Source organism: Rhodococcus sp. SJ-3 (genome assembly GCF_051918125.1).
Classification (GTDB): domain Bacteria; phylum Actinomycetota; class Actinomycetes; order Mycobacteriales; family Mycobacteriaceae; genus Rhodococcus.
Genome location: NZ_CM123306.1, coordinates 2467727 through 2491252, shown reverse-complemented (window position 1 = coordinate 2491252; position 23526 = coordinate 2467727). Strand labels below are relative to the sequence as shown.

Annotated in this window: 17 protein-coding genes; 7 read left to right on the top strand and 10 right to left on the bottom strand. The window is 65.1% G+C overall.

Translation table 11 applies throughout. The annotated features are described in order from the left end of the window. Window positions 1-56 precede the first annotated feature (56 nt). Window positions 57-965: an SDR family NAD(P)-dependent oxidoreductase gene (locus ACTDXD_RS11450; protein ID WP_440127137.1), complete on the top strand. Its 909-nt coding sequence runs from the start codon at window positions 57-59 to the stop codon at window positions 963-965. Window positions 966-982: 17 nt separating this feature from the next. Here the strand turns inward: ACTDXD_RS11450 and ACTDXD_RS11445 are convergent, their stop codons facing one another. The 5 genes from ACTDXD_RS11445 to ACTDXD_RS11425 form a co-directional block, all read right to left on the bottom strand. Then, window positions 983-1891, bottom strand: a complete 909-nt coding sequence (locus tag ACTDXD_RS11445) for a cutinase family protein (RefSeq protein WP_440127136.1) — start codon at window positions 1889-1891, stop codon at window positions 983-985. Between the two features lie 114 nt (window positions 1892-2005). Next, window positions 2006-2782 carry a YncE family protein gene (locus tag ACTDXD_RS11440; protein WP_440127135.1) on the bottom strand — a complete coding sequence of 259 codons (777 nt, stop codon included), beginning with the start codon at window positions 2780-2782 and terminating at the stop codon, window positions 2006-2008. Window positions 2783-2872: 90 nt separating this feature from the next. After that, window positions 2873-4324, bottom strand: a complete 1452-nt coding sequence (locus tag ACTDXD_RS11435; RefSeq protein WP_440127134.1) for a glutamate synthase subunit beta — start codon at window positions 4322-4324, stop codon at window positions 2873-2875. Next, window positions 4317-8912 carry a glutamate synthase large subunit gene (gene gltB, locus ACTDXD_RS11430; RefSeq protein WP_440127133.1) on the bottom strand — a complete coding sequence of 1532 codons (4596 nt, stop codon included), beginning with the start codon at window positions 8910-8912 and terminating at the stop codon, window positions 4317-4319. Before gltB ends, ACTDXD_RS11435 begins: the two co-directional genes overlap by 8 nt. A gap of 320 nt (window positions 8913-9232) precedes the next feature. Further along, on the bottom strand, window positions 9233-9790 hold the full coding sequence (locus ACTDXD_RS11425; RefSeq protein WP_440127132.1) for a TetR/AcrR family transcriptional regulator: 558 nt from the start codon (window positions 9788-9790) through the stop codon (window positions 9233-9235). 67 nt (window positions 9791-9857) lie between these two features. On the opposite strand from ACTDXD_RS11425, the gene ACTDXD_RS11420 reads away from it, so the two are divergent. The 5 genes from ACTDXD_RS11420 (at window position 9858) to ACTDXD_RS11400 (ending at window position 14781) form a co-directional block, all read left to right on the top strand. Continuing rightward, the gene (locus tag ACTDXD_RS11420) at window positions 9858-10889 is read left to right on the top strand and encodes an FAD-dependent monooxygenase (protein ID WP_440127131.1); all 1032 of its coding nucleotides are present in this window, start codon (window positions 9858-9860) and stop codon (window positions 10887-10889) included. Between the two features lie 76 nt (window positions 10890-10965). Further along, a complete protein-coding gene (locus ACTDXD_RS11415) occupies window positions 10966-11301 on the top strand; it encodes a hypothetical protein (RefSeq protein WP_440127130.1) in 336 nt (111 codons plus the stop codon). After that, window positions 11302-13668 (top strand): TPR repeat region-containing protein, encoded by a 2367-nt coding sequence (locus ACTDXD_RS11410; RefSeq protein WP_440127129.1) that lies wholly within the window; start codon window positions 11302-11304, stop codon window positions 13666-13668. Window positions 13669-13709: 41 nt separating this feature from the next. Further along, window positions 13710-14474 carry a hypothetical protein gene (locus ACTDXD_RS11405; RefSeq protein ID WP_440127128.1) on the top strand — a complete coding sequence of 255 codons (765 nt, stop codon included), beginning with the start codon at window positions 13710-13712 and terminating at the stop codon, window positions 14472-14474. A gap of 16 nt (window positions 14475-14490) precedes the next feature. Continuing rightward, on the top strand, window positions 14491-14781 hold the full coding sequence (locus tag ACTDXD_RS11400) for a YbaB/EbfC family nucleoid-associated protein (RefSeq protein WP_440127127.1): 291 nt from the start codon (window positions 14491-14493) through the stop codon (window positions 14779-14781). Window positions 14782-14824: 43 nt separating this feature from the next. Here the strand turns inward: ACTDXD_RS11400 and ACTDXD_RS11395 are convergent, their stop codons facing one another. Further along, the gene (locus ACTDXD_RS11395; protein WP_169689147.1) at window positions 14825-15091 is read right to left on the bottom strand and encodes a DUF4235 domain-containing protein; all 267 of its coding nucleotides are present in this window, start codon (window positions 15089-15091) and stop codon (window positions 14825-14827) included. 189 nt (window positions 15092-15280) lie between these two features. On the opposite strand from ACTDXD_RS11395, the gene ACTDXD_RS11390 reads away from it, so the two are divergent. Further along, complete coding sequence (locus ACTDXD_RS11390) at window positions 15281-16096, top strand: DUF1206 domain-containing protein (protein WP_440127126.1); 816 nt, start codon at window positions 15281-15283, stop codon at window positions 16094-16096. Window positions 16097-16110: 14 nt separating this feature from the next. Here ACTDXD_RS11390 and ACTDXD_RS11385 read toward each other — a convergent pair whose 3' ends face one another. The 4 genes from ACTDXD_RS11385 to ACTDXD_RS11370 all read right to left on the bottom strand — a co-directional run bounded on the left by ACTDXD_RS11385 (window position 16111) and on the right by ACTDXD_RS11370 (window position 23471). Next, window positions 16111-16605 (bottom strand): DUF4383 domain-containing protein, encoded by a 495-nt coding sequence (locus ACTDXD_RS11385; RefSeq protein ID WP_440127125.1) that lies wholly within the window; start codon window positions 16603-16605, stop codon window positions 16111-16113. Window positions 16606-16833: 228 nt separating this feature from the next. After that, entirely contained in the window at window positions 16834-18954 is a 2121-nt protein-coding gene (locus tag ACTDXD_RS11380) for a catalase (RefSeq protein WP_440127124.1), read from the bottom strand. Between the two features lie 80 nt (window positions 18955-19034). After that, complete coding sequence (locus tag ACTDXD_RS11375; protein ID WP_440127123.1) at window positions 19035-20516, bottom strand: carboxylesterase/lipase family protein; 1482 nt, start codon at window positions 20514-20516, stop codon at window positions 19035-19037. 96 nt (window positions 20517-20612) lie between these two features. Beyond that, window positions 20613-23471 carry a BTAD domain-containing putative transcriptional regulator gene (locus tag ACTDXD_RS11370; protein WP_440127122.1) on the bottom strand — a complete coding sequence of 953 codons (2859 nt, stop codon included), beginning with the start codon at window positions 23469-23471 and terminating at the stop codon, window positions 20613-20615. Between the last annotated feature and the right edge of the window lie 55 nt (window positions 23472-23526).

Here is a 23526-nt window from a genome sequence, read left to right as displayed (position 1 = left end):
CGTCGTGTGAGCACTGTGAGCCGGACACATGCGGTTTCGTCGTGTTGGATGGAAGCATGCCCACTCGGTACGCGCAGATCCGACGATGGCGAGCCGGAACCTCTATCCGCGCCCGCCTCCACGACCTGACCGGCACGCTGGTCGTGGTCACCGGCGGCGCAAGCGGAATCGGTCGCGCCGCCGCTCGCGCCTTCTCGGCCGCGGGCGCGATCGTTGTGGTGGCGGACAAAGATCTCGATGGTGCGCTCGAAACAGTGCACCTGATCGACAATCCCGGATCTGCAGGTGGTTCGACCGCCGTCTTCGGCGGCGGCGCACATGCCTACGAGCTCGATGTCGCAGACGAGGCGCAGGTCCGTGAGTTCGCGAAGACTGTCCGGTCACGGCACGGAATTCCCGACGTGCTCGTCAACAACGCCGGGTTCGGAGTCATCGGCGCATTCGTCGACACACCGCAGTCGGTCTTCGAAGATGTCATGAACACCAACTTCTGGGGTGCGGTGTACGGGTGCCGCTCGTTCACCACGCAGATGATCGAACGCGGTACCGGGGGACACATCGTGAATGTGTCGTCGGCAGCAGCATTCATGACGCAGCGGAACCTGACGGCCTACTCGACGAGCAAAGCCGCAGTTTTCATGCTTTCGGAATGCCTACGCGCCGAGCTGATCGAACACGGTATCGGTGTGACCGTGGTGTGCCCGGATCTGGTGAACACGAATCTGACCCGGAACTCCGAATACGTCGCTCCGAGCCGGGAGAAGCGCGCCGCTCGCCGCGAGCACGCGCTGTCGCTCCACCGCAGATTGCACGTCGAACCCGAGCGCGTCGCCGATGCGATCGTCTCCGCGGTGCGCCACAACCGGCCCATCGTCACCGTCGCTCCGGGTGCGAAGGCCAGGAAGTGGCTGAGCCGCTTGGCTCCACGGGTAGTGAGGGTGGGCTCGCGTTTCGATCTCGATTGATCGCGCGCCCCGCGGCCTCATACCTTCGACGCGAGCCAGTCGTTGAGCCAGATCGTTGCCGTCGTACCGCGGTCGTCGACCGCATAGTTCGAGTAGTCCTGGTGGACCTGGGAGCCGTAGAACTCGCGGATCTGTGTCTCCCGTTCGAAGTTCGCCTCGGGGCTGATCTGCAGTTGCAACATCGGTACCCCGCCCGCGGCCATGATGTCGTTGTAGAGAATGGTGGCCTCGTCGCGATAGTGCTCGAATTGGTCGGGGCCGGTTCCCGCTGTGATAGCCATGAACCCGGCGAGGCGCGTCACGTAGTCCTCGCGGGAGGTCGAGCAGTACAGGTCTCCGACGGCGCAGATAGTGCGGACGTTGGGGCTCACCAATCCGAACCCACCGACGCGTGAGCCACCTGCGCCGTTGCCGGGCACAGGAGGTCCGACGAGCGAATCGGTTTCGGAGCGACGCGGATCGGAGATCAGGCCGACCGCGGTGAGCCGGTGTGGCGGGATCACACCGAGTCCGGTGCCGATCTCGGCGGCGAGATCGCCCGCGGCGTCGGCACCCTGGCTGTACCCGACAAGCGCGAAATCGGTGCCGGGGCAGTGCGCCGCGGTACCGGCGATCAGATCCCTGGCGTTGTCGACCGCCCGGTTGCGGGAGATGCCGTACATGTCGCCCTCCCACGGGAAGGCAGTGGCCGGGTACTGCACATAATCGACCCGGGCTCCGGCGGGAAGCCCGGCCGTGACCTGGGCCAGCATGCCGTTACCACGTTCGGGGTCGGGGGTGCTCGACGTCTCCCACGTCCCAGGGACGGCGATCACGTTCAACGTCGGACAGCCACCCGGAACAGCTTGCGCTGCAGGCGCTGCCACCATCGCACCTGCGACTGCGGCTACTGCCGCCAACATTGCCGATGCCTTACCGAACCCCATGGAAGATCCCCCGCCCCGTTTCGTCACATCACGCCGCGCCCAAGTTTCCATCACGAATATGACACATCGGTGAACTCGGCGTGATTCGAGTCGGTATTTTCGGCAGAACGGAACCTATCCGCGCACGACGGTGACGGCGCCGCCCCCGATGTTGGTGACGAATACGTTGCTGGTGCCGTGGTCGAGAGCAGTAACCGGATCGGGCTTCTCGACAACCCTCGAGACCGGTCCTCCGGCACGATCGACCACGGTCACCGCGGGTCCGAAGAAGTTGGTGACGTAGACGTTGCCGGTGATCGGGTCGGTCACCACCATGCCCGGCGGGGCCGGAATCTCCGCGGGCAGAGGACCCCTCGCGTGGTCCCAATCGATCACCTCGACCGAACCCGTCCCGATGTTGGTGACGAACACGCCGTCGCTGCCCGCATCGAGTTCCATCTGCGGCAACAGCTCGGGCTCGCTCGCTGCCGGCTGCGGCCTCGGCGCGACCGCGTGGCGGTCGACGGTCACGCCACCGGTGCCTAGATTCGTGACCGCGACGTTGCCGATACCCCCGTCGACGCGCATCTCGAGCGGGGCGTCGGTCACATGGGTGCGTCCCGGTTCGCGTCCTTCCGGATGTGTCACATTCACCGTGCCCGGTCCGACGTTGGTGATGCAGGAATTACCGGTACCACCATCGACGCCCAGCAGCATGAGGCCGTCGAACCCGAAAACCGGTGCTACCGGCGAGGCCCCGTCGACGGTGACGATGCCCCCGGCGTTGCGAACGCAGTCGCTCAACGGATCGGCCGCCGCCGTGTGCGCTGCCGATACGGCTATCGCGGTAGCGCCCGCGCCGACCGCGACCGCCGTCAGTGCCCGCCTCGTGACACTCCCGGATGCAGTCATGCGCAGAACGATAACCGCTCCGGCACCGCGCGGCAGCGGAACACACCGGGCCGCCCACCGGAGTCCGGTGAGCGGCCCTGTGTGAGTGGGTCAGCGCTGCGGCACTGTCCGCGTGGTGATCGGGACGGGCAGTGCCGTTGCTCCCTCGAGGTACTGATCGACCGCGGCCGCGCACGAGCGTCCTTCGGCGATGGCCCACACGATCAGCGACTGCCCGCGACCCATGTCGCCTGCGACGAACACACCGTCGACATTCGTGTTCCACTCCGACGAGCGGGCGACGTTGCCGCGCTGGTCGAAATCGACACCCAGATCGGTGAGCAGGCCGGGCTTCTCGGCTCCGGTGAAGCCCATCGCGAGCAGCACGAGGTCTGCCTCGAGCTCGAAGTCGCTGCCCTCGACCTTCTCGAACTTGCCGTTCACCATCTGCACTTCGTGTGCCTTCAGTGCGGTGACCTTGCCGTCCTTGCCGACGAACTCCTCGGTGTTGACCGAGAAAACCCGCTCGCCGCCTTCCTCGTGCGCAGACGAGACCCGGTACATGAGGGGGTAGGTCGGCCACGGAGTCGAGTCGGCACGCGCCTCCGGCGGACGCGGCATGATCTCGAACTGGTGAACGCTCTCGGCGCCCTGCCGGTGCGAGGTGCCCAGGCAGTCCGCCCCGGTGTCACCGCCACCGATGATGACGACCTTCTTGCCCGCGGCCGTGATCGTGGGTGCGGGCAGATCGCCGAGCTGGACCCGGTTCGCGATCGGCAGGAACTCCATCGCCTGGTGGATGCCGTGGAGTTCCCGCCCCGGGATCGGCAGGTCGCGTGCGACCGTGGCGCCGCCTGCGAGGACGACCGCGTCGAACTGCTCACGCAGCTGCTCAGCGGTGATGTCCACGCCCACGTTCACGCCGGTGCGGAAGACGGTGCCCTCGGCCTCCATCTGCGCGAGACGACGGTCGATGAACCGCTTCTCCATCTTGAACTCGGGAATGCCGTAGCGGAGCAGACCACCGATGCGGTCAGCACGCTCGAACACCGTGACGCTGTGGCCGGCGCGGGTGAGCTGCTGCGCTGCAGCAAGCCCGGCCGGACCCGACCCCACGACCGCGACCTTTCGTCCGGTGAGCTTCGACGGCGGGATCGGGGTGACCTTGCCTTCGTCGAATGCCTTCTCGACGAGTTCCACCTCGACCTGTTTGATGGTGACCGGGTCCTGGTTGATGCCCAGCACGCACGATGCCTCGCACGGGGCGGGGCACAGCCTGCCCGTGAACTCCGGGAAGTTGTTCGTGGCGTGGAGTCGCTCGATGCCGTCGTCCCACTTGCCCTTGTAGGCAAGGTCGTTCCACTCGGGGATCAGATTTCCGAGGGGACAACCGTTGTGGCAGAAAGGGATTCCACAGTCCATGCAGCGGCTCGCCTGGATCTGGAGGGACTCGAGCGGGAACGGCTCGTAGACCTCCTTCCAGTCGAGCAGCCGAAGGGGAACCGGACGACGGACCGGTGTTTCGCGAGAACCGTGCTTCAGGAAGCCGTTCGGATCAGCCACGAGCCGCCTCCATGATCGCTTCGTCAACGTTCGCACCACGAATGGTGGCGTCCTTGATAGCCATGAGAACCTTCTTGTAATCGCGAGGCATCACCTTCGCGAAGTGGCCGACCTGCTGTGACCAGTCGGCCAGAATACGGGCTGCAACCTCGGAGCCCGTCTCGTCACGATGTCGCTCGACGGCACCCTTGAGCCAGACGAAGTCCTCGCCTTCGAGGTCTTCGAGATCGACCAGCTCGGTGTTCAGGTTGTCTTCGAATTCCTTGTCCGGGTTGTACACGAACGCGACACCACCCGACATACCTGCGCCGAAGTTGCGTCCTGTCCTGCCGAGGATGACGACCTTGCCGCCCGTCATGTACTCGCAACCGTGGTCGCCGACGCCCTCGACGACAGCCGTGGCGCCCGAGTTACGCACCGCGAAGCGCTCACCGGCGATACCGCGGATGAGTGCTTCACCGCCGGTGGCGCCGAACAAGATCACGTTGCCTGCGACGATGTTGTCCTCGGCGACGAATCCGGGCGCCACGTCCTCCGGCGGACGCACCACGATGCGACCACCCGACAGGCCCTTGCCGACGAAGTCGTTGGCGTCGCCGAGAAGCTTCAACGTGATGCCCTTGGGGACGTACGCGCCGAAGCTGTTACCCGCCGAACCGGTCAAGGTGATGTCGATCGTGTTGTCCGGCAGCCCCTCCGCACCGTAGCGCTTCGTGAGCTCGTGACCGAGCATCGTGCCCACCGTGCGGTTGACGTTGGTGACGGTGGTGTCGATCGACACCGGGGTGCCCGACTCCAGAGCGGCCTGCGCCTTGACGATCAGTTCGTTGTCGAGCGCCTTGTCGAGAGCGTGGTACTGCTCCTTGGTGCAGTACATGTCCTGATCGGTGAAGATCGGCGACGTCACCTTCTCGAGCAGCGGCGACAGATCGAGCTTCGATGCTCGATAGTGCTCGACGGCTTTGACGGTGTCGAGGCAGTCGACCTGACCGATCGCTTCGTCGAGGCTGCGGAATCCGAGCTCGGCAAGGTACTCGCGCACCTCCTCGGCGATGTACAGCATGAAGTTCTCGACGAACTCCGGCTTGCCCGTGAACCGCTTGCGCAGCACCGGGTTCTGGGTCGCAACACCCACCGGGCACGTGTCGAGATGGCACACGCGCATCATGATGCAGCCCGACACGACGAGCGGTGCGGTCGCGAAGCCGAACTCCTCGCCACCGAGCAGCGCCGCGACCATGACGTCACGACCGGTCTTCATCTGACCGTCGACCTGCACGACGATGCGGTCGCGCAGACCGTTGAGCATCAGGGTCTGCTGAGTCTCGGCGAGACCGATCTCCCACGGAGCACCCGCGTGCTTGAGCGACGTCAGCGGCGACGCACCCGTGCCACCGTCGTGGCCCGAGATGAGCACGACGTCGGCGTGCGCCTTCGACACGCCCGCCGCGACCGTGCCCACACCGAGCTCGGAGACGAGCTTGACGTGGATGCGAGCCTGCGGATTCGCATTCTTCAGATCGTGGATCAACTGCGCGAGATCCTCGATCGAGTAGATGTCGTGGTGCGGCGGCGGCGAGATGAGGCCGACGCCCGGCGTCGAACCACGCACCTCCGCGACCCACGGGTACACCTTGTGCGGCGGCAGCTGGCCGCCCTCACCGGGCTTGGCACCCTGCGCCATCTTGATCTGGATGTCGGTGCAGTTCGACAGGTAGTGCGACGACACACCGAAGCGGCCGGACGCCACCTGCTTGATCGCCGAGCGGCGGAAGTCACCGTTCGCGTCGGGGGTGAAACGCGACGGGTGCTCGCCGCCCTCACCGGAATTGGAGCGGCCGCCGAGGCGGTTCATGGCGATCGCGAGGGTCTCGTGGGCCTCCGCCGAGATCGAGCCGTAGCTCATCGCACCGGTGGAGAACCGCTTGACGATCTCGCTGGCCGGCTCGACCTCCTCGATCGGAACCGACGGGCGCAGGCCCGTCTTGAACTCGAAGAGTCCACGCAGTGACGCGAGCCGCTCCGACTGGTCGTCGACCAGCTTCGTGTACTCCTTGAAGATCTTGTACTGGCCGGTGCGAGTGGCGTGCTGGAGCTTGAACACCGTGTCCGGATTGAACAGGTGGTATTCGCCCTCGCGACGCCACTGGTACTCGCCGCCCACCTCGAGCTCGCGGTGCGCATGCTCGGACGGGCGATCGAGGAACGCCATCCGGTGCCGCGCAGCGACATCCGCCGCGATCTCCTCGAGGCCGATGCCGCCGAGCTGGCTCTGCAATCCGGTGAAGTACTCGTCGACGAGCTCCTGCGACAGGCCGATGACTTGGAACAGCTGCGCGCCGGTGTAGGACGCGAGCGTGGAGATGCCCATCTTGGACATCACCTTGAGCACGCCCTTCGACGCCGCCTTGATGTAGTTGGCGATCGCCTTGTCGAGGGTCATGCCTTCGGGCAGGTCACCGTTCTGGAGCAGTTCGTCGATGCTCTCGAACGCCATGTACGGATTGACCACGGCCGCACCGAAACCACACAGAGCGGCGATGTGGTGCACCTCGCGGGCGTCGCCGGCCTCGACGAGCAGCCCGACCTTGGTGCGGGTCTTCTCGCGCACGAGGTGGTGGTGCACCGCGGAGGTGAGCAGCAGCGACGGGATCGGCGCGAGCTTCTCGTCGGACTCGCGGTCGGACAAAACGATCAGGCGAGCACCCTTGTCGATCGCCTGCGAGACCTGCTCGCGGATGCTCTCCAGCGCGGTGTGGAGACCGCGCGCACCCTCCGCGACCGGGTAGAGGCCGCGCACGATGACGCTGTTGAATCCGGGGTACTGCTTCTTGTCGTTGACGTGGATGAGCTTCTGCAGGTCGTCGTTGTCGATGACCGGCGCCGACAACAGGATCTGCCTGCACGACTCCGCGGTGGGCCGCAGCACGTCGCCCTCGGGGCCGAGCATGCCACCGAGACTCGTGACGATCTCCTCGCGGATGGCGTCGAGCGGCGGATTGGTGACCTGGGCGAAGAGCTGCGAGAAGAAATCGAACAGCGTCCGCGGACGCGACGAGAGCACCGCGATGGGGGTGTCGGTACCCATCGAGCCGAGTGCCTCACCGCCGGTCGCTGCCATCGGCTTGATCAGCAGGTCCACTTCTTCGCGGGTGTATCCGAACACCTGCTGGCGCAGCACCACCCGCTCGTGCGACATGTAGGTGTATCGGGACGGCGGCAGGTCTTCGAGGCGTGAAACGCCCTTGGAGATCCACTCCTCGTACGGGTGCTCAGCGGCGAGCTCCGACTTGATCTCCTCGTCTTCGACGATCCGCCCCTTTGCGGTGTCGACGAGGAACATGCGCCCCGGCTGGAGCCGTCGCTTGCTGATGATCTTCTCGGCAGGGATGTCGAGCACACCGACCTCGGAGGCCATGACGACCAGGCCGTCGTCGGTGACCCATGCGCGCGACGGACGCAGGCCGTTGCGGTCGAGGACCGCACCGATGACCGTGCCGTCGGTGAAGCACACCGATGCAGGCCCGTCCCACGGTTCCATGAGCGCCGAGTGGTACTCGTAGAACGCGCGGCGGGCAGGATCCATCGCCTCGTTCCGCTCCCACGCCTCGGGGATCATCATGAGCACGGCGTGCGGAAGGCTGCGGCCACCGAGGTGCAGCAGCTCGAGCACCTCGTCGAAACGTGCGGTATCGGATGCATCCGGGGTGACGACGGGGAAGATCTTCTCGAGCTTGCCGCGCCCGCCGAAGACGTCGGTGTCGATGAGTGCCTCGCGGGCACGCATCCAGTTCGAGTTACCGATGACCGTGTTGATCTCGCCGTTGTGCGCGACGCGGCGGAACGGGTGCGCGAGCGGCCACGACGGGAACGTGTTGGTGGAGAAGCGCGAGTGCACGAGGCCGAGCGCCGACTCGACACGGTCGTCCTGCAGGTCGAGGAAGAAGCCCTTGAGCTGCGGCGTCGTGAGCATGCCCTTGTAAACGAACGTCGACGACGACAGGCTCGGGAAGTACACGGTCTCGCTGCCGGGGCCGTCCTGGCCCGGGCCGCTGTGGCCGAGTTCGTGTTCGGTGCGCTTGCGCACCACGTACGCACGTCGCTCGAGGTCGAGGCCCGTGAGGGCTCGTGCGCCCGAGGCGATGAAGATCTGCCGGAACGTCGGCATGGCGTCCTTGGCCATGGAGCCGAGGTCGGAGGTGTCGATCGGCACCTCGCGCCAGCCGAGGACCTCGAGGCCCTCCTCCTCGACGATCCGATCCACCGCTTCCTGCGCCTGACCCGCGGCATCGGCGCCCTTGGGCAGGAATGCCATGCCGGTGGCGTAGGCGCCGGCGGGGGGCAGATCGAAGTCCACGACGGCGCGGAAGTACGCGTCGGGCACCTGGATCAGAATGCCTGCACCGTCGCCGGTGTTCTGTTCTGCGCCCGCGGCACCGCGGTGTTCGAGGTTGACCAGCGCGGTGATCGCCTTCTCGACGATGTCGCGGCTGCGTCGACCATGCATGTCCACGACAAACGCGACGCCACAGGAATCGTGCTCGTTTGCCGGGTGGTAGAGCCCTCGAGGCCCGGGAAGATGAGTCATACCTAGCCTTCGTTGCGGTGATGGCAACTGACGACCAGCAACACTGATGGCCATCTACTGCTGTAGATGGGTATCGACCCGGGTGTGCCGATACCTTGTCCTCGTCAGTATCCGCCCATCCGCGACGGTGCGGGTGCCTTTTTCGGCAGCGCGGGATCGAACCTGACGATCGGTGGGACGTCGTGGGCCCACCGCCTCGCAGCAAACGATATGCCAGGCCACGGGGGGTTACGCAAGCAAGGCTGCCCTACTTTGCACGTGAGCAGCGGAAATATGCCGGTAACCGGCCCGTAGCGGGGGCTTCATCGTGACTACCGCGCTTACAAGATCGCTTCGAGGATGCGGCGGATTCCTGGGCGCGGGTCCGGATGGGAACCGGACGTGAGTCGATGCAGGATCACGCCGTCGAGGTAGTCGACGAGAAGCCGCGCACCCGCGTCGGATTCACCTGGACCTTCTACTCCGAGTCCCGCCAGCATCTCCGCTCCCCACGCCCTCAGCTCGCCGCGTCTGATCTCCACCGCGCCGCGGAGTTCCGGAGCAGCCATGGCCTCGACGAACATCGCGAAGCGCGCCCGGGTCCGCACGACGTCGCTCTCGGTCGCGACCAGGACGTATCCACACAGCAGATCTTCGAGTGCTTGTGCGTCACGCGGCGCTGCGACGCCGGCGAGTGCGGCCACATCGAGCCGGTCGCGCTCGAGCAGGCGGTCGAGGACGCCCTCGACGAGGGTCTGCCTGGTGCGGAAGTAGTTGCTGGTCGACCCCGCAGGCAAGTCGGCGATCGAGTCGACGCGCCGATGTGTGAGTGCCCGCAGACCTTCGGATCCGAGCAGTTCGATCGCGGCGTCGAGCGCGACGGTGCGTTTGTCGGTCACATCCCGATCCTACGACGAGCACTACGCCCGTAGTGACAATTCACTACAGGCGTAGTACGTTGCGTGCATGACCACGACATTCGCAGGAAAGGCCGCCGTACTCGGTGGAGGCATCGGCGGACTCACCGCTGCGAACGCCCTCATCGCCCGCGGCTGGCACGTGGACGTCTTCGAACGCGCAGCGTCACCACCCGGCACCGGAACCGCACTTGGACTGTGGCCCGCAGCCGCCCGGGCACTCGAACTCGCGGGCGTGGGCGGGCAGGCACAGCGCCTCGGCGTGCTGCAAGAATCCGGCGCGCTCATGAGATGGGACGGAAAGATCCTCGGACGCTTCAGCGACATCCGTACGCCGGCGATCCTGCTGTCGCGTCCCGTCCTGCTCGGGCTCCTCATCGGGGCCCTCCCCACCGGCACCGTCAGGTTCGGTTCCACCGCCCCTCCACTCGCCGACCTCAGGGAATACGACGTGGTGGTGGGCGCCGACGGCCTCGGCAGTGCAGTACGTGAACAACTCTTCGGGCCGTCGTATCGTCCTGCCCACTCCGGCTACGCGGCGTGGCGCGGCTGGGCACCCGGAGCCACCACCGCGATGAGCGAGACATGGGGGCCGGGCGCACTGTTCGGGATCACCCCGCGCGACGGCAACCTCACCAACTGGTTCGCGGCCGTGCGCGCACCTGCGGGTGGAGCGGGCACGGTCGACGAACTCCGCACACGCTTCGGCGATTGGCACCCTGCCGTGCGCGACGTCCTGGACCGCCTCGATCCCGACGAGGTGCTGCACCACGATCTATACGAGTCGCCGCGGTTGCCGTCGTACGTTCGGGGAAACGTCGCACTGATCGGCGACGCCGCACACGCGATGACTCCCAATCTCGGCCGAGGCGCATGCGAAGCAATGATCGATGGTGCGACACTCGCGTCCTTGCTGACCGAACATCCGGTCGTCGATGCCCTCGGTCTCTACGACCGGGCACGACGCCGCCGCACCCAACTGCTGGTACGTGCGTCCCGGATGGTCGCCCGCGTAGCAACGGCGACCCGGCTCACCGGCGTGCGCAACACCGTGATGGGGACGGTCATCCGCTTCGCCTGAGATTCGGTGGAACCGATCGGCCGGCTGCTGCGTCCAACCCTGGTGGGACGGCCTCGAGATCAGGAGTTGGTTGCGGATGACATCGTTGCAAGTCGACATCGATGCCTTGAAAGCCTTGGCAGCAGCCTTGACGACGGAGGCCGACACCATCGGCGAGCTGAAGCCGGAAGCCCCGCTCGCCGGGGCGACCGGCGCGATGACGTCCTCAGCGGTCGGTAGCGCACTCACGCGCGCCGAAGCTCCACTGCGCACCGCGTACCACGCCATGTCCGTCTGCCTGCATCGCATGGCCGAAGCAACATCCGTCGGCGCGAGGAACTACGAGACCACCGAGGACGAATTCAGACGGCAGGTCGAGGCGGTAGGAAGTAGCTTCGAAAGCACCGTGCCCTTCGAAAGCACCGTGTCGTAGGTGCCGACACTCTCGCAGATCCGAGCACTCGACCCCGCTGCGCTCACAACGGCAGCCGACGCCACCGAGACCGCGAACATCGCATTCGGTAAAGCAACCGATCAGGTCGATCGTCACGTCGACCACGCATTCAGCACGTGGCACGGCGACGCTGCCGTAGCCGCAGCCGCGCGGGCGTGGAGCGATCGCGTCGTCGGCCGTGGCATTGCCAACGCGGTGACAGAGCACGTCGACGCCCTTCGTGTCGCATCGGCGGCACTGATTCCCGCGCGCGACACCGTCGTCCGCACCGCAGACAATGCAACCGCTGCAGGCTTCACGGTCCACGACGACGGCACTGTCGTCCCACCCCGGTGCGACACGGGCGATGCCCGCGCCGACGTCGTCGGGCAGGCCTGCCTCGACGACGAAGCCCTCACGTTCGAAGTGCAATTGAAATCTGCACTGAGCTCCTTCGACCAACTCGACCGCGACGCCGCCGACACGATCGACCAGATCACCATCCGGCTGTCGACGTTCGGAGGAGACTTCCGCACCCAGGGACTCTGGGCGTTGGAGGGACCGGACGGCCACGAAGACGCCGATATCGTCATGTCCGGCCGTGCCCGCGACTCCGACCTCGAACGTATCGGACGGGCCTTGTCCTCCGACAGTGGCGTGAGCATCGAATACCTCGATGCCTTCTACAACGGGCTCGGGCAGGACGAGCTGACAGAGCTCTTCGCGACCTTCAAGGAATGGGAGGACGACGGCGATCCGAGTGCGGCAGGGTGGGCCGACGCAGTGGGCAACGGTCTCCTCACGTTGTCGAACCCCGACTACGGCGGCGGTTGGGACCGAGTGCCACAGGACATCCGCGACACCCTCCACTACGGATACGAGCCTGGTCCACGCGAACCGGGTTCCGCTATCCGGTTGGAACGTCTCGACGCACTCGGGGCGATGCTCGGCGAAGCGAATCCCGAGTATCGGCCCGGTACCCAGATGGGGGTCGAGCTGAACAGGGTCGCGGGATACATGGCGGGTGTGCCGACCTATGCCGACCCGCACGTGGTTCCCACGCCCGATCCTTCCTATTACGACAAGACTGCGCGGACGTTCCTCGACATCGGCACACGCAATCCCGATGCGTCGTACCACCTGTTGTCGGGTACCGGTGTCGACGGTTCCCCGGCACAATTCGACCGCGACGAAGTCCTTGTGCCCCTGTTCACCCGCGAGTGGGAGGACGATGGGTCCACCCTCGCCGGTCTCACCGACTGGATCGCCGCAGACGCAATCCCGCCCGACCCGACCGACCCCGTCGACGTCGCCCGGGCCGAGCGGGCAGGGCAGGCGGCCTTCGGCCTGGCCGAGACGCTGTCGTCGCCCAAATCGGGATGGGACGGCAGCAACAACTTCGACCGCTTCCTGCACATGCCCGAGACAGACGGACACCCTTCCGACCGCACGATCGGAAGTGTCAACCCTACTGCAGTACAGTCGTTCTCGGAAGCACTCGCGCCGTATGCATCCGACATGGTCGGAGCTGACGCGGACGCCACACCCACCCACGGCTTCGGCGACCTCGGCCCTGTCCCCGCCACCCGGGTGTTCACTCTCCTCGACACCGACCCCGCAGCCGGTGCGCTCGTCAACGGCGCAGCACTCGCGCAGGCCACCGACTTCGATCGGCGGTTTGCGCTGGATCAGGTGGGCGGTGAGGGGAAGTACAGCTACGGAACGTATTCGGGCCGGTTGCAGAGTCTCGTCGAGGTGGGATTGAGCAGTGCGTACGAGAACGAGAAGGCCATCGAGCAGGCTGCTATCGACACCCGAAATCAGTACCGTTCGGACGCGTATGCGGTGGCACAGACTCTTGTCACCGGTGCTCTGACAGCGCTTCCGGGTGGGGTGGTGGCCGGGCCGATGGCCTATTCGACCGGGGTCCTCCTGGACTCCGAAATCATCAATGCTGAAGGACGATACGTGGGTCACGCATCAGGAATAGAGGGTCTGGATACCTCGATGTATCTGACGGAGACAAGCGCGCGAAGCACCACAAATTACAACATGTTCAGCGCGCTCATTGAATCAGGAACAGTAGACAGGAACACTCTGCCCGCAGATTGGATAGACAGCGGTGGCCTCAAACAACAAAATGCCTTTGCTGGAAATGTGCTGACCGACCAAGTACCCGACCTCCTGGCCAACGCCGGTGTCCCAAAGGATGTCCAGGCGTACTACCTGGGTGTATCTGCAGCAGGCCAACAAGACCTCCTCGACATCGTCTACGCAGATCGAAGAGATGGTTCGTCCGGCTTCCGCGAGGTATTACTGGGCGACGTAGTCCCGTCCGGTGGCGAGCGTTGGGACTACTCACAGTGAAATCCACTTACAGATCGATCCTTCGAGCTTCTTGGATTGCGGTGAGCATTCTTGTGTTTTCCTCCTGCTCGCAGGACACACAGGAGCAACCGACGACCGAACCCGAGCCGACGATCCCTCGCGAGTATCAGCCTCCCACGCAAGTTCTCAACGCCACCTACGTGTGGTCCGCAGAACCTGAGATCGATCTGTTCGACGAGCGCGGCCGACTCATCCGCGCAGCAGAAGAAGCGAAGACCATCGCGCACTACGGCGGACTCGATGTCACCTACCCAGGTTTTGCCGACGTTCTCAGCTATGAGTACGCGAGCCGCATCGACGCACGTCCCTATCATGCTCTCGCTGGTACCGCACGCGCCCACATCCTCCAAGTTACCGAGACCGAAACCGGGTTCGACGCCACAGTGTGCACACAACCGTCTCATCTCGGAATTCGTTGGGACGACGGTGAATATCGGATCACCACGCTCTCAGGCCGAGAGAGCTACGTTCAGTTCACTCGCATCGTCGACAGTGCAGAGCACCCACAGCTCGAACTCGAACCACGATGGCCCCCCATCGATCGAACAGATCCATATCCTGCATTGCAGGATATGCCGGTATCCGCAAACCAATGGTCCGCCCCCACCGAAGACCTCTTCACCGACACCGGCTACACCATCACCTTCGGCGCAGACCTCGGCGAAACCATGCACCGCTGTCAAGACTGGGGACGCAGCATCGAACCCGACGTCCCGGCCGAAGGTTCCGAAACCATCCGCTCCCCCATCCCACCCAGAACCCTGCCCGCCTACCCAGGCTGGTGACACAAAGGAGAACGCCGTGACCCGAACCGAAGAGTTCTCGTCGAAGGTCCGCAGGATCCAGAACGAGATCGACATGATCAGAGGCAACGGAACCTCGCACGGGATACAAATGACCGTGTCCCCCACGGGCCGGATTCTGGGTCTGGAGATCCCTCCCCACGCATACGACCTGTCGCCTCGGGCTCTCTCCGACCACATCGCGAGGGCGCACGCGTTTGCCTATTCCGACGCGAATGAGAGGGCACGGAACGTCAGGGCGGAACTCGCCGAGGACCCGAGGGTTCGGCGCATCCTCGCCGAGACCTGAGGCTCGCCGTCGCGTCACCCTCGGGCGAAGGCGGAGAAGCAGGTTACTCCGGCGACACGTGCGTCACCTTCTTGAAGCCGCTCGCGGTGGCCCGGTCCACGCCTGCCTTCACAATGCCGAAGATGAGCCCTTGAACTGCCGCCGCAACGAGCACGTCGCGGGTCTTCTGCGACAAGTCCTGCGGTTCGGGCTTCTCACCACTACCGATCCGCTTCCATACCTGATTGAAGACCGCACCTGCGAGCAGTCCGCCGCCGACACTTGCTGCAAGGGCGAGTGGTTTGTAGAAGATCACGCGTGCGTCGGCCATGGGTTGCTTCCTCCTCCATTGCGGCACCGGCCGGTGCCGCCGTCTTCGTCCGAACTACCCGCCGCGTCTCAGCCGCAAACAGGCCATTGATCGCAGGGTTTCCGACGAGGCCTCTCCGGGTACTCCTGTCCGGGCCTCGATACGGGGCAAATGCGACTCGTAGGCGGAGGTCACGGACGTGGGAGCAACATGAGGACAGGCGAAGTCGGTCGTGGTGCCCGAAGAGCCGCACGCAGCCGAGGATTCGAACGCGGCGCACGATTCGGCCATGTCGTCAGTGGAGTACTCCATCTGCTGATCGGCATGCTCGCGGTCGCGGTCGCTTTCGGTTCGAGGGAGAACATCGATCAGTCGGGCGCGCTGGCCACACTGGCCGACAAACCCGGAGGTCGCATCGCGCTGTGGGTTCTTTCGGTGGGATTCGTCGCGATGGCACTGTGGCGGGTGGTCGAGGCGGTGTGGGGCGGGCAAAGCGAACACGCGAGGTCGAATTCACCGCTGGACCGCGTCAAAGCCATGGGGATCGCCGCCGTGTACGTTGGATTGTCTTACTCGACAATTGGTTTCGCTCTGGGATCCGGAAAGTCCAGCGGCGAACAGAATGCCGCGCTCAGTGCCCGGCTGATGCAATCGTTGCCGGGCAAAGCGCTGTTGATCGTCGCTGCGCTGGTCCTCTTGGGCGTCGGGGGCTATCACGTGTACAAGGGCGTCACACGGGGATTCCGCGACGACCTGACTACCTATGACCGGACCGGGGCGGGCAGGTGGATCGAGCCACTCGCCGTGGTGGGTTACGTCGCGAAAGGGATCACGATCGTCGGAGTGGGAATCCTCGTGGTCATCGCCACGGTGCGGAGCGACCCCAGCCAGGCGACCGGACTGGATGGAGCATTGAAGACGCTGGGGGCGCAGCCGTTCGGCGCTGTGCTGCTCACCTGCGCCGGGGCCGGTGTGGCGATCTACGGTCTGTACTGCTTTGCGATGGCCCGCTACGCCAAGATGTAGAAGAGCGGCCGCCGTCACCCGCGTCGAGGGCGGAGTCGTCTCCTGCGCGGCAGACGCTTCCCGGGTAACAGGGGGCGCTGACTGCCCCGGGGATCGACGGCGAGCAACACCATTACCGCACCGAGTGCGATATGGAGCCAATTGTCGGCGTTGTTGACCGGGAGGACGTTGGCGACACTGTGGTGATCGATGAGCATCCCGTACACCGCCAACGCCACGTAGATACAGCCGCCGGCTACAAGATAAATGCGCGACCAGACCAAGCGGCGCGCAGCGAGCACACCGGCCACGCCGAAGATCAGGTGCACGACGTTGTGCACTACCGACACCTGGAAGAAGCCGAGCAGATGCGCCTGCGAATCGGCTCCCACGTGCAGGATCGTGCCGTAGTTGGACGTCAGTCCGGGGACGAAGCCGAGGACGCCGATGATCAGGAAGACGAAGGCGACGACGAGCGCGTAGCCCTGCACTCGGCGCCGAGACGCGAAAATCGGATCGTCGACACTCATCGCTGCCTCGGTATCGTGCACTGAAACGGTCGGGGAAAAGGGAGATACCCACTTAACGGTGGTGCCAAACGGGGGTGCAGGATCGGCGGATCGGGTCCGCCGCGACCACGAAGATGAAGAGGCCGTGAATAACAACTGGCCGCAGCGAGAATATCAGCTGCGGCCAGAGGTAACGAAAGAATAACTTGGGGTTCCCGAACTTGAAACCCCAGGTTCCGGTGAGGTCTGTCACACGGTGTCGCGCTCCCATACCCGGTGCGACCCGAGGAGTTCGAGCACCTGGGAAACCAGCGTCTGGGGATCGTTTGCCGTAGCGACACCGGGTGCCGCGGTGTCCCCGAGCGCGCCGGTCCCGCTCCCCCACGCTCCGAGCGCCTTCTGATGCCGAAACATCTCGTCGACGAGCACGTTCACGCGAGGATCTGCGGGCGACGCCGCGAAGAGCACGGCGTCGAACTCGATCGACCTTGCGGTCAGGAAGGTGCGCGAGATCGGTACCGCGCCTGCGCCCAACGTTCCACCGTGCGGCGCGATGACAAGCGGAACTACGCCTGCGGCGTCGAGTGCTTGGACCGCTGCCTGCAGTTCACCGACATCGGTGGCATCGTCGGCCACGATCCCCACGACACGCCCGTCCACGGGCCACGTCGATCCGACCTGCGACAGTGCCGGGCTCGGCGTGGGATCACCGAGGGGCACGGTCGGCTCCGGAGCAGGAAGCCCGAGTCCGGCGGCCACCGTCGCACACAGGTCGCGATCGATGTTCGCGAGCTCCTGCAGGCCACGTTCCTTGATCGCCTGTTCGTAGCACTTTCCGAGTTCGAACGTGTAGGCGCCGGCCACATGCTGCTTCTCGACCTCGGACAGACTCACGTAGAACAAGCGGACCTGCGAAAAGTGGTCGTCGAACGACCGCGCCGCCGCGCGTTCCTTCTTCGCAGCCGGAAGCTCGTGCGGGAAGTCGATGAATGCCCCATCCTCGAGCGCCGCCGTGAACGGGCACCCTCCGTCGAGCGAGTTCGGCCGATACGGCGCAACTCCCGTGTGCACCGCATGCTGGTGGAAACCGTCGCGGAGCATGTCGTTGACCGGGGCGTGGGTGCGGTTGATGGGGATCTGGGCGAAGTTCGGGCCGCCGAGCCGTGTGATCTGCGTGTCGAGATAGGAGAACAGGCGCCCCTGCAGCAGCGGATCGTCGGTGACGTCGATACCCGGCACGAGATGCCCGGGGTGGAACGCGACCTGCTCGGTCTCGGCGAAGAAGTTGCTCGGATTCGCGTTGAGCACCATGGTGCCGATGATCTGCACCGGCGCGAGTTCCTCGGGAACGATCTTGGTGGGGTCGAGCAGGTCGATGCCCTCGAACATCTGCTCGGGAGAATCCGGGAACACCTGCACACCGAGATCCCACTCCGGATACGCACCCGCCTCGATTGCATCGGCGAGGTCACGCCGATGGAAGTCGGGGTCGAAGCCGTTGATCAACTGGGCTTCCTCCCACACCACCGAGTGCACTCCGAGGCGCGGCTTCCAGTGGAACTTGACGAGCGAGGTCTCCCCCGACTCGTTGATCAACCGGAACGTGTGGATACCGAAGCCCTCCATCATGCGGAACGACCGCGGGATTCCCCGATCGGACATGTTCCACATCGTGTGCGCGGCCGCTTCGGTGTGAAGGGTGACGAAATCCCAGAACGTGTCGTGGGCACTCTGGGCCTGCGGGATCTCACGATCAGGGTGGGGCTTACCCGCATGGATGATGTCGGGGAACTTGATGGCGTCCTGGATGAAGAACACGGGGATGTTGTTTCCCACGAGGTCGAAGACGCCCTCATCGGTGTAGAACTTGGTCGCGAATCCGCGAGTATCGCGCACCGCGTCGGCCGAGCCTCGCGAACCGAGCACCGTCGAGAAGCGTACGAAGACCGGAGTTTCCACACCCTTGCCGAGGAAACCGGCCCTGGTCAGGCTCGTCGCGGCACCGTTGCCGCGAAACACTCCGTGTGCCGCGGCACCGCGCGCGTGCACGACGCGCTCGGGGATGCGCTCGTGATCGAAATGCGTGATCTTCTCGCGGAGATGGTGGTCCTGCAGCAGGGTGGGACCGCGTTCCCCTGCCTTGAGGGAATGATCGGTGTCGGTGAGACGCGCCCCTTGCGCGGTGGTCAGATAGCGGCCCTGCTGTGCGCGCTTGCGCTCCGCGTCGACCGGAGCGCCGGATGCGGTCACCCCGGCCGGTTCGGACTGGTCGGGTTTGGCTTCGGGCGGGTCCACCGGCGTCGTGGGCTCCTCGACGCCCGGTTCTATCGATGACGGTGTACCTGGAACCTTGGGAGTCTCGCCGGGCATGTGGTCACTCCGATCCAAGAGGAGGTGGGCTGTACATGACTCCCCTGCGGACTACCCTCCGGCTCGGCGACCAAACGTCGTCAGCGGATCCCGTTCCACAACAGACGCAGTTCGGGCTCGGCATCGTCGACCGTCTCACAGGTCTCACCGAAGACCATCTCGGTACGCTGCCGTCCATACGGCTCCCACCCGGCCGCACCGGTCGTCACGAAGGTCACCCACGCCTGATGCATTCGTTGCGCGAGTTCGTGAGGAGGCGTGGGCCCTGCCAGTGCGCTGTTGCCCGGGACGTGGAGGTTGTCGAACGCGAAGCCGATGTCCAGCGCGTGCGTCGCACCGAGCCGGCCATCGAATACGGGTGTTTTCCAGTCGAACCGATACACGTAGGTGGCGGCGTCATGCGCGGCGCGCGCCTCGGCGATGCGCACGGCCGGAATCCGGTACATCCAGTCACGCAGCACATGCATGAGCACCTGCCCCGGTGTCGTGTCCGGCCGGGCAGACCGGTAGGCCTCGAGGGAGGCGGGTTCAGTGAGCCCGTACGGGGCCGCGAGTATGCGAAGACTGTTGTCGTCGATCATCGAATCGACCCCTGAGGGCACGAAGAACAAGGTCATCTCGTCCTCGTTGTGACCGATCAGGAGATCGACGTCGGAACAGGCCCCGGCAGCGAGACGGTCGATGGGCAGCTCCGGCAGCACCGTGCCGTCGATACACGGTTCGAATGCCATTGCATGAGTGGGTATCTCACCCCATTTCGCGGCGTCCTTGTCGCCACGGATACGCACGGTCAGCTCTTCCTGCGCCGTGATGAGACGGTCCGGGTCGACAGTCGAGAAACCCGCGCGAGTGGGTTCGATGTCGAGCGCCTCGGCGAGCGCACGCGACACTGTGCGCGCCGTGTCGGCCGACAGCGCCGAATGTCCCGCTCCGCTCTGGGCTATCGCCCTATGGAACAGGCCTTGCGCCGCGGGCATCGCGAGCAGCGCCCCGACGCTCATCCCACCCGCCGACTCGCCGACGATCGTTACCGAATGGGGATTGCCGCCGAACTTCGCGATGTTGTCGCGGACCCATTCGAGCGCCGCCACTTGGTCGAGCAAGCCCCGGTTGGCCGGGGCGTCGTCCACGAGCGCGAAGCCCTCAGCCCCGAGCCGGTAGTTGATGCTGACGAAAACCACGCCGTCGCGTGCAAAGTTCGCTCCATCGTAGATCGGTATCGCACTGCTGCCGTGGACGAATGCGCCGCCGTGGATCCACACGAGCACCGGAAGCGAAGCCTCGAGGTCGGGGGCCCAGACATTCAGGTTCAGCGGGTTCTCACCCGGAATCATCACCTCGTCGAGCAGCTTGTCGAGCGGTGGCCCGTAGAGCGGTTGAGGTGCGGTAGGACCGAATTCGCTCGCGTCGCGCACGTCGTCCCAGTGGGGTACAGGTTCCGGCGCAGCGAACCGGCGGTCGCCGGAAGGCGTGGCCGCGTACGGAATACCTTTGAACACTGCAGTGCCGTCCACGACCGTTCCCCGTACCCGGCCACGTGTGGTCTCGACGACGGGATTCATTCGCTCTCCTCATGTTCGGGCCGTTGGATCGTCAGCATCGCATGCCAGACCCGCCGTGTGTAGGGAACCAACAGCAGAAACCATGCCGTGGCCCATTCACAGGGTCGGTCGAGAGGACATCAGCAGCGCGTTCACTTCCTCACGGGAAAGGCGGGAACCCTCCTCGCAGTACGTGTCGAAGCCGTCGGTGAGCGACGCCGCTGCCATCGCCGCATCTTCCTCAGCGCTGTACGGGTCGAGGAGGTCTGCCTGCACCCCTACCCGCTCACCATGCGCCCGAGCGGCACCCAGCACACGCGCCGCGTCGGCAGTGCGCCCCGACTGCGCGAGCGCCGCTGCCACAGTGTGCATGGTGACGATCCACCCGGTCACTTCGGATTCTGCTTCGAGAATCGGGAGGCTCTCGCGTGCAAGTTCGAGTGCCCTGCCGTGATCGCGAGAATCCACGGCGATCTTGACCAACGCCCACAGCGAACAGATCGATACCCATTGGTAGCCGCACCGACGCGCGAGATCGACGGACTTCCTCAGCGTTGCTGCTGCCGCCCTATCGCCGCTGTTACGTTGCGCGATTCCCATGACCATCAGAATCGATGCCTCGATCCAGTGGACGCCCATCCGGCGAGCGTCGACGAGAATGCGCTGGGTGATCTCCGCGGCACTGTCGTGGTCTCCGCACACCGTGCGGTAGTAGGCACGCAACGAGTCCGCATACACGATCTCGGCAGCGTCGCCGGCTTCGAGCAGTACCTCCCGCGCACGATCACTGTGCCGCATTGCCGCTCGGGAGTCTCCGGTCAGGTCGGTCAGGAGTGCCATCCCGACAAGCGCCCGGCCCAGGTCTACGGGCTTCGGCTGGACAGGATGGTGCTCGACGCCCTCGATTGCGGCTCGCAGGAAGCGCAGGCCCTCCGACACGTTTCCATCGCGGTACCAGAACCAGTACAAGGCACCGGACAATTCGAGTAGGAAATGTGAATCACCATGTTCGAGCGCCGCGGTGAGGGCTGCCCGATGCTCTGCGCGGTCAGCAGTCAGTTCGGACACCGCTTCTCGTGCACTGGCTCCTCGTAACTCCGCAGCCAGGGTGACAGCACGCCGGACAACGTGGTCGCGATAGGCCGCCGCAATGTGCGCCCCCTCGTCCGTAGTTTTCTGCTGGGCAGCGAAATGCTTGATGGTGTTCAGCATCGTGAACCTTCTCGGTGCAGTTCCGGGCACCACCGAGAGCAACGAGCGCCTCACCAGCGCGCGGATCGGCTGAGCCGCACGAATCGGGTCTTGCTCACCGAGCACGGCAGCGGCACCGTAGATGTCGAAGCTGCCTGCAAACACCGATGTGGATCGCAGAGCCCACGACGTCGGGGCATCGAGCATCCGGTAGCTCCACTCGACGGTATCGATGAGGTGTCGTTGACGCGCACCGGCAAAGCGTTGTCCTGCACTGAGTATCGCGAACCGGTCGGTGAGTCCGTCGGCGATCTGAGTTTCGGAGAGCACACAGAGTTGGGCAGCGGCGAGCTCGAGCGCGAGCGGAAGCCCGTCCAGGTCTTCACAGATTCTGCGCACCGAGCCGCGATCCGAGTTCGTCAGCGTCCATTCCGGATCGAATCGAACAGCGCGATCAGCGAACAGCTCTTCAGCAGCACCGTGATCTAGGGGCCGGACCTCGTATCCGATTTCACTGTCCACGTCCAACAGCTCACGACTCGTGGCGAGAATACACACGTGCGGACAACGCGCGAGAAGCACTCCCACAAGGTGCGCCGCTGCGTCGACGAGGTGTTCACAGTTGTCCAGGACGAGGAACATCGTGCGCAGGCCGATCAGTCCGGCGAGACGCTCAGCGGTGTCCACACTCGGAAGACCGAGGGTCTGCGCGACGGTCACGACGAGCGACAATCCCTCCGTCACTCCACTCGAGTCGACGAACCAGGGGCCGTCCCCGGTTCGGACACCGCCTGCCACCTCGAGAGCGAGGCGTGTCTTCCCTACTCCGCCGGGACCGAAAAGGGTCACCAGACCGTGATCGGCCAGCAGCACCGAAACTCGCGTCAGATCGGCCGCGCGTCCGATCAACCGTGTGCGGGAAGTCGGGAGAGCCGGGGCCGAGCTGGACACGCCATCCAAGATCACGGCGGCCACGGGTGTCTGCGCGGAGGGTGTCGGGTGCCCAGCGTCCACGACCTCGTGCGAGAGGATTCTTCGCTCGAGGTCCTGTATCGCGGCGCCGGGCTCGACCCCGAGTTCTTCCATCAGTGTGCGCCGTAGCTTCCGGATCGCAGCAAGGGAATCGGCCTGACGACCACTCAGATACATGGCCCGTACCAACAGCTCCCACGCGTTCTCGTCGAGCGGATACCGATCGGTAAGAGCCTCCGCAGCCTGGAGGGCCTCCCGCGGATACCCGCGCGCGAGATCGAGGTCGACGAGTGCACTCGATCCGTCGCGGTACCTTTCGTCCAGTCGTGCTCGTTCGAGGACGACGCCGGTGAGGTCCGCGACGTCCTGGTATGGATCGCCACGCCACAAGTCGAGCGCCTCACGAAGAAGCACTGCTGCATCGTCGAGAGCAGACGGTGCCGAGTCGGCGCGAACCTCGTGGGCTTTTCTGACGAGCGCTTCGAATCGGGCCGAATCCAATCCTGCGACCTGCAGGGAATAGCCATGTCCGCTGCGCACGACCGGGCCCTGTTGCCCACGTTCACGCCGAGGATCGAGGTGACGACGCAGTTTCGACACGGCGAAATGCAGTGCGTTGGCCGTCGGAGCGCACACGTCACGCCACACCTCGCCGAGAAGCTGTTCCGCACTCACTGCATGCGGCGATGCGACGGCAAGGGCAGCGAGCAGGGCACGTTGACGCGGCCCTCCGAGGTCGACCGGCGCACCGTCACGGTACGCCGTGACAGGACCGAGAACACAGACGGTGATCTGTGCAGGTGCCGAGCCCACGTGGCATCCCCCGAAACGGTCACGGCCCCACTCCCCGGGACCTCCAGACCTCGAG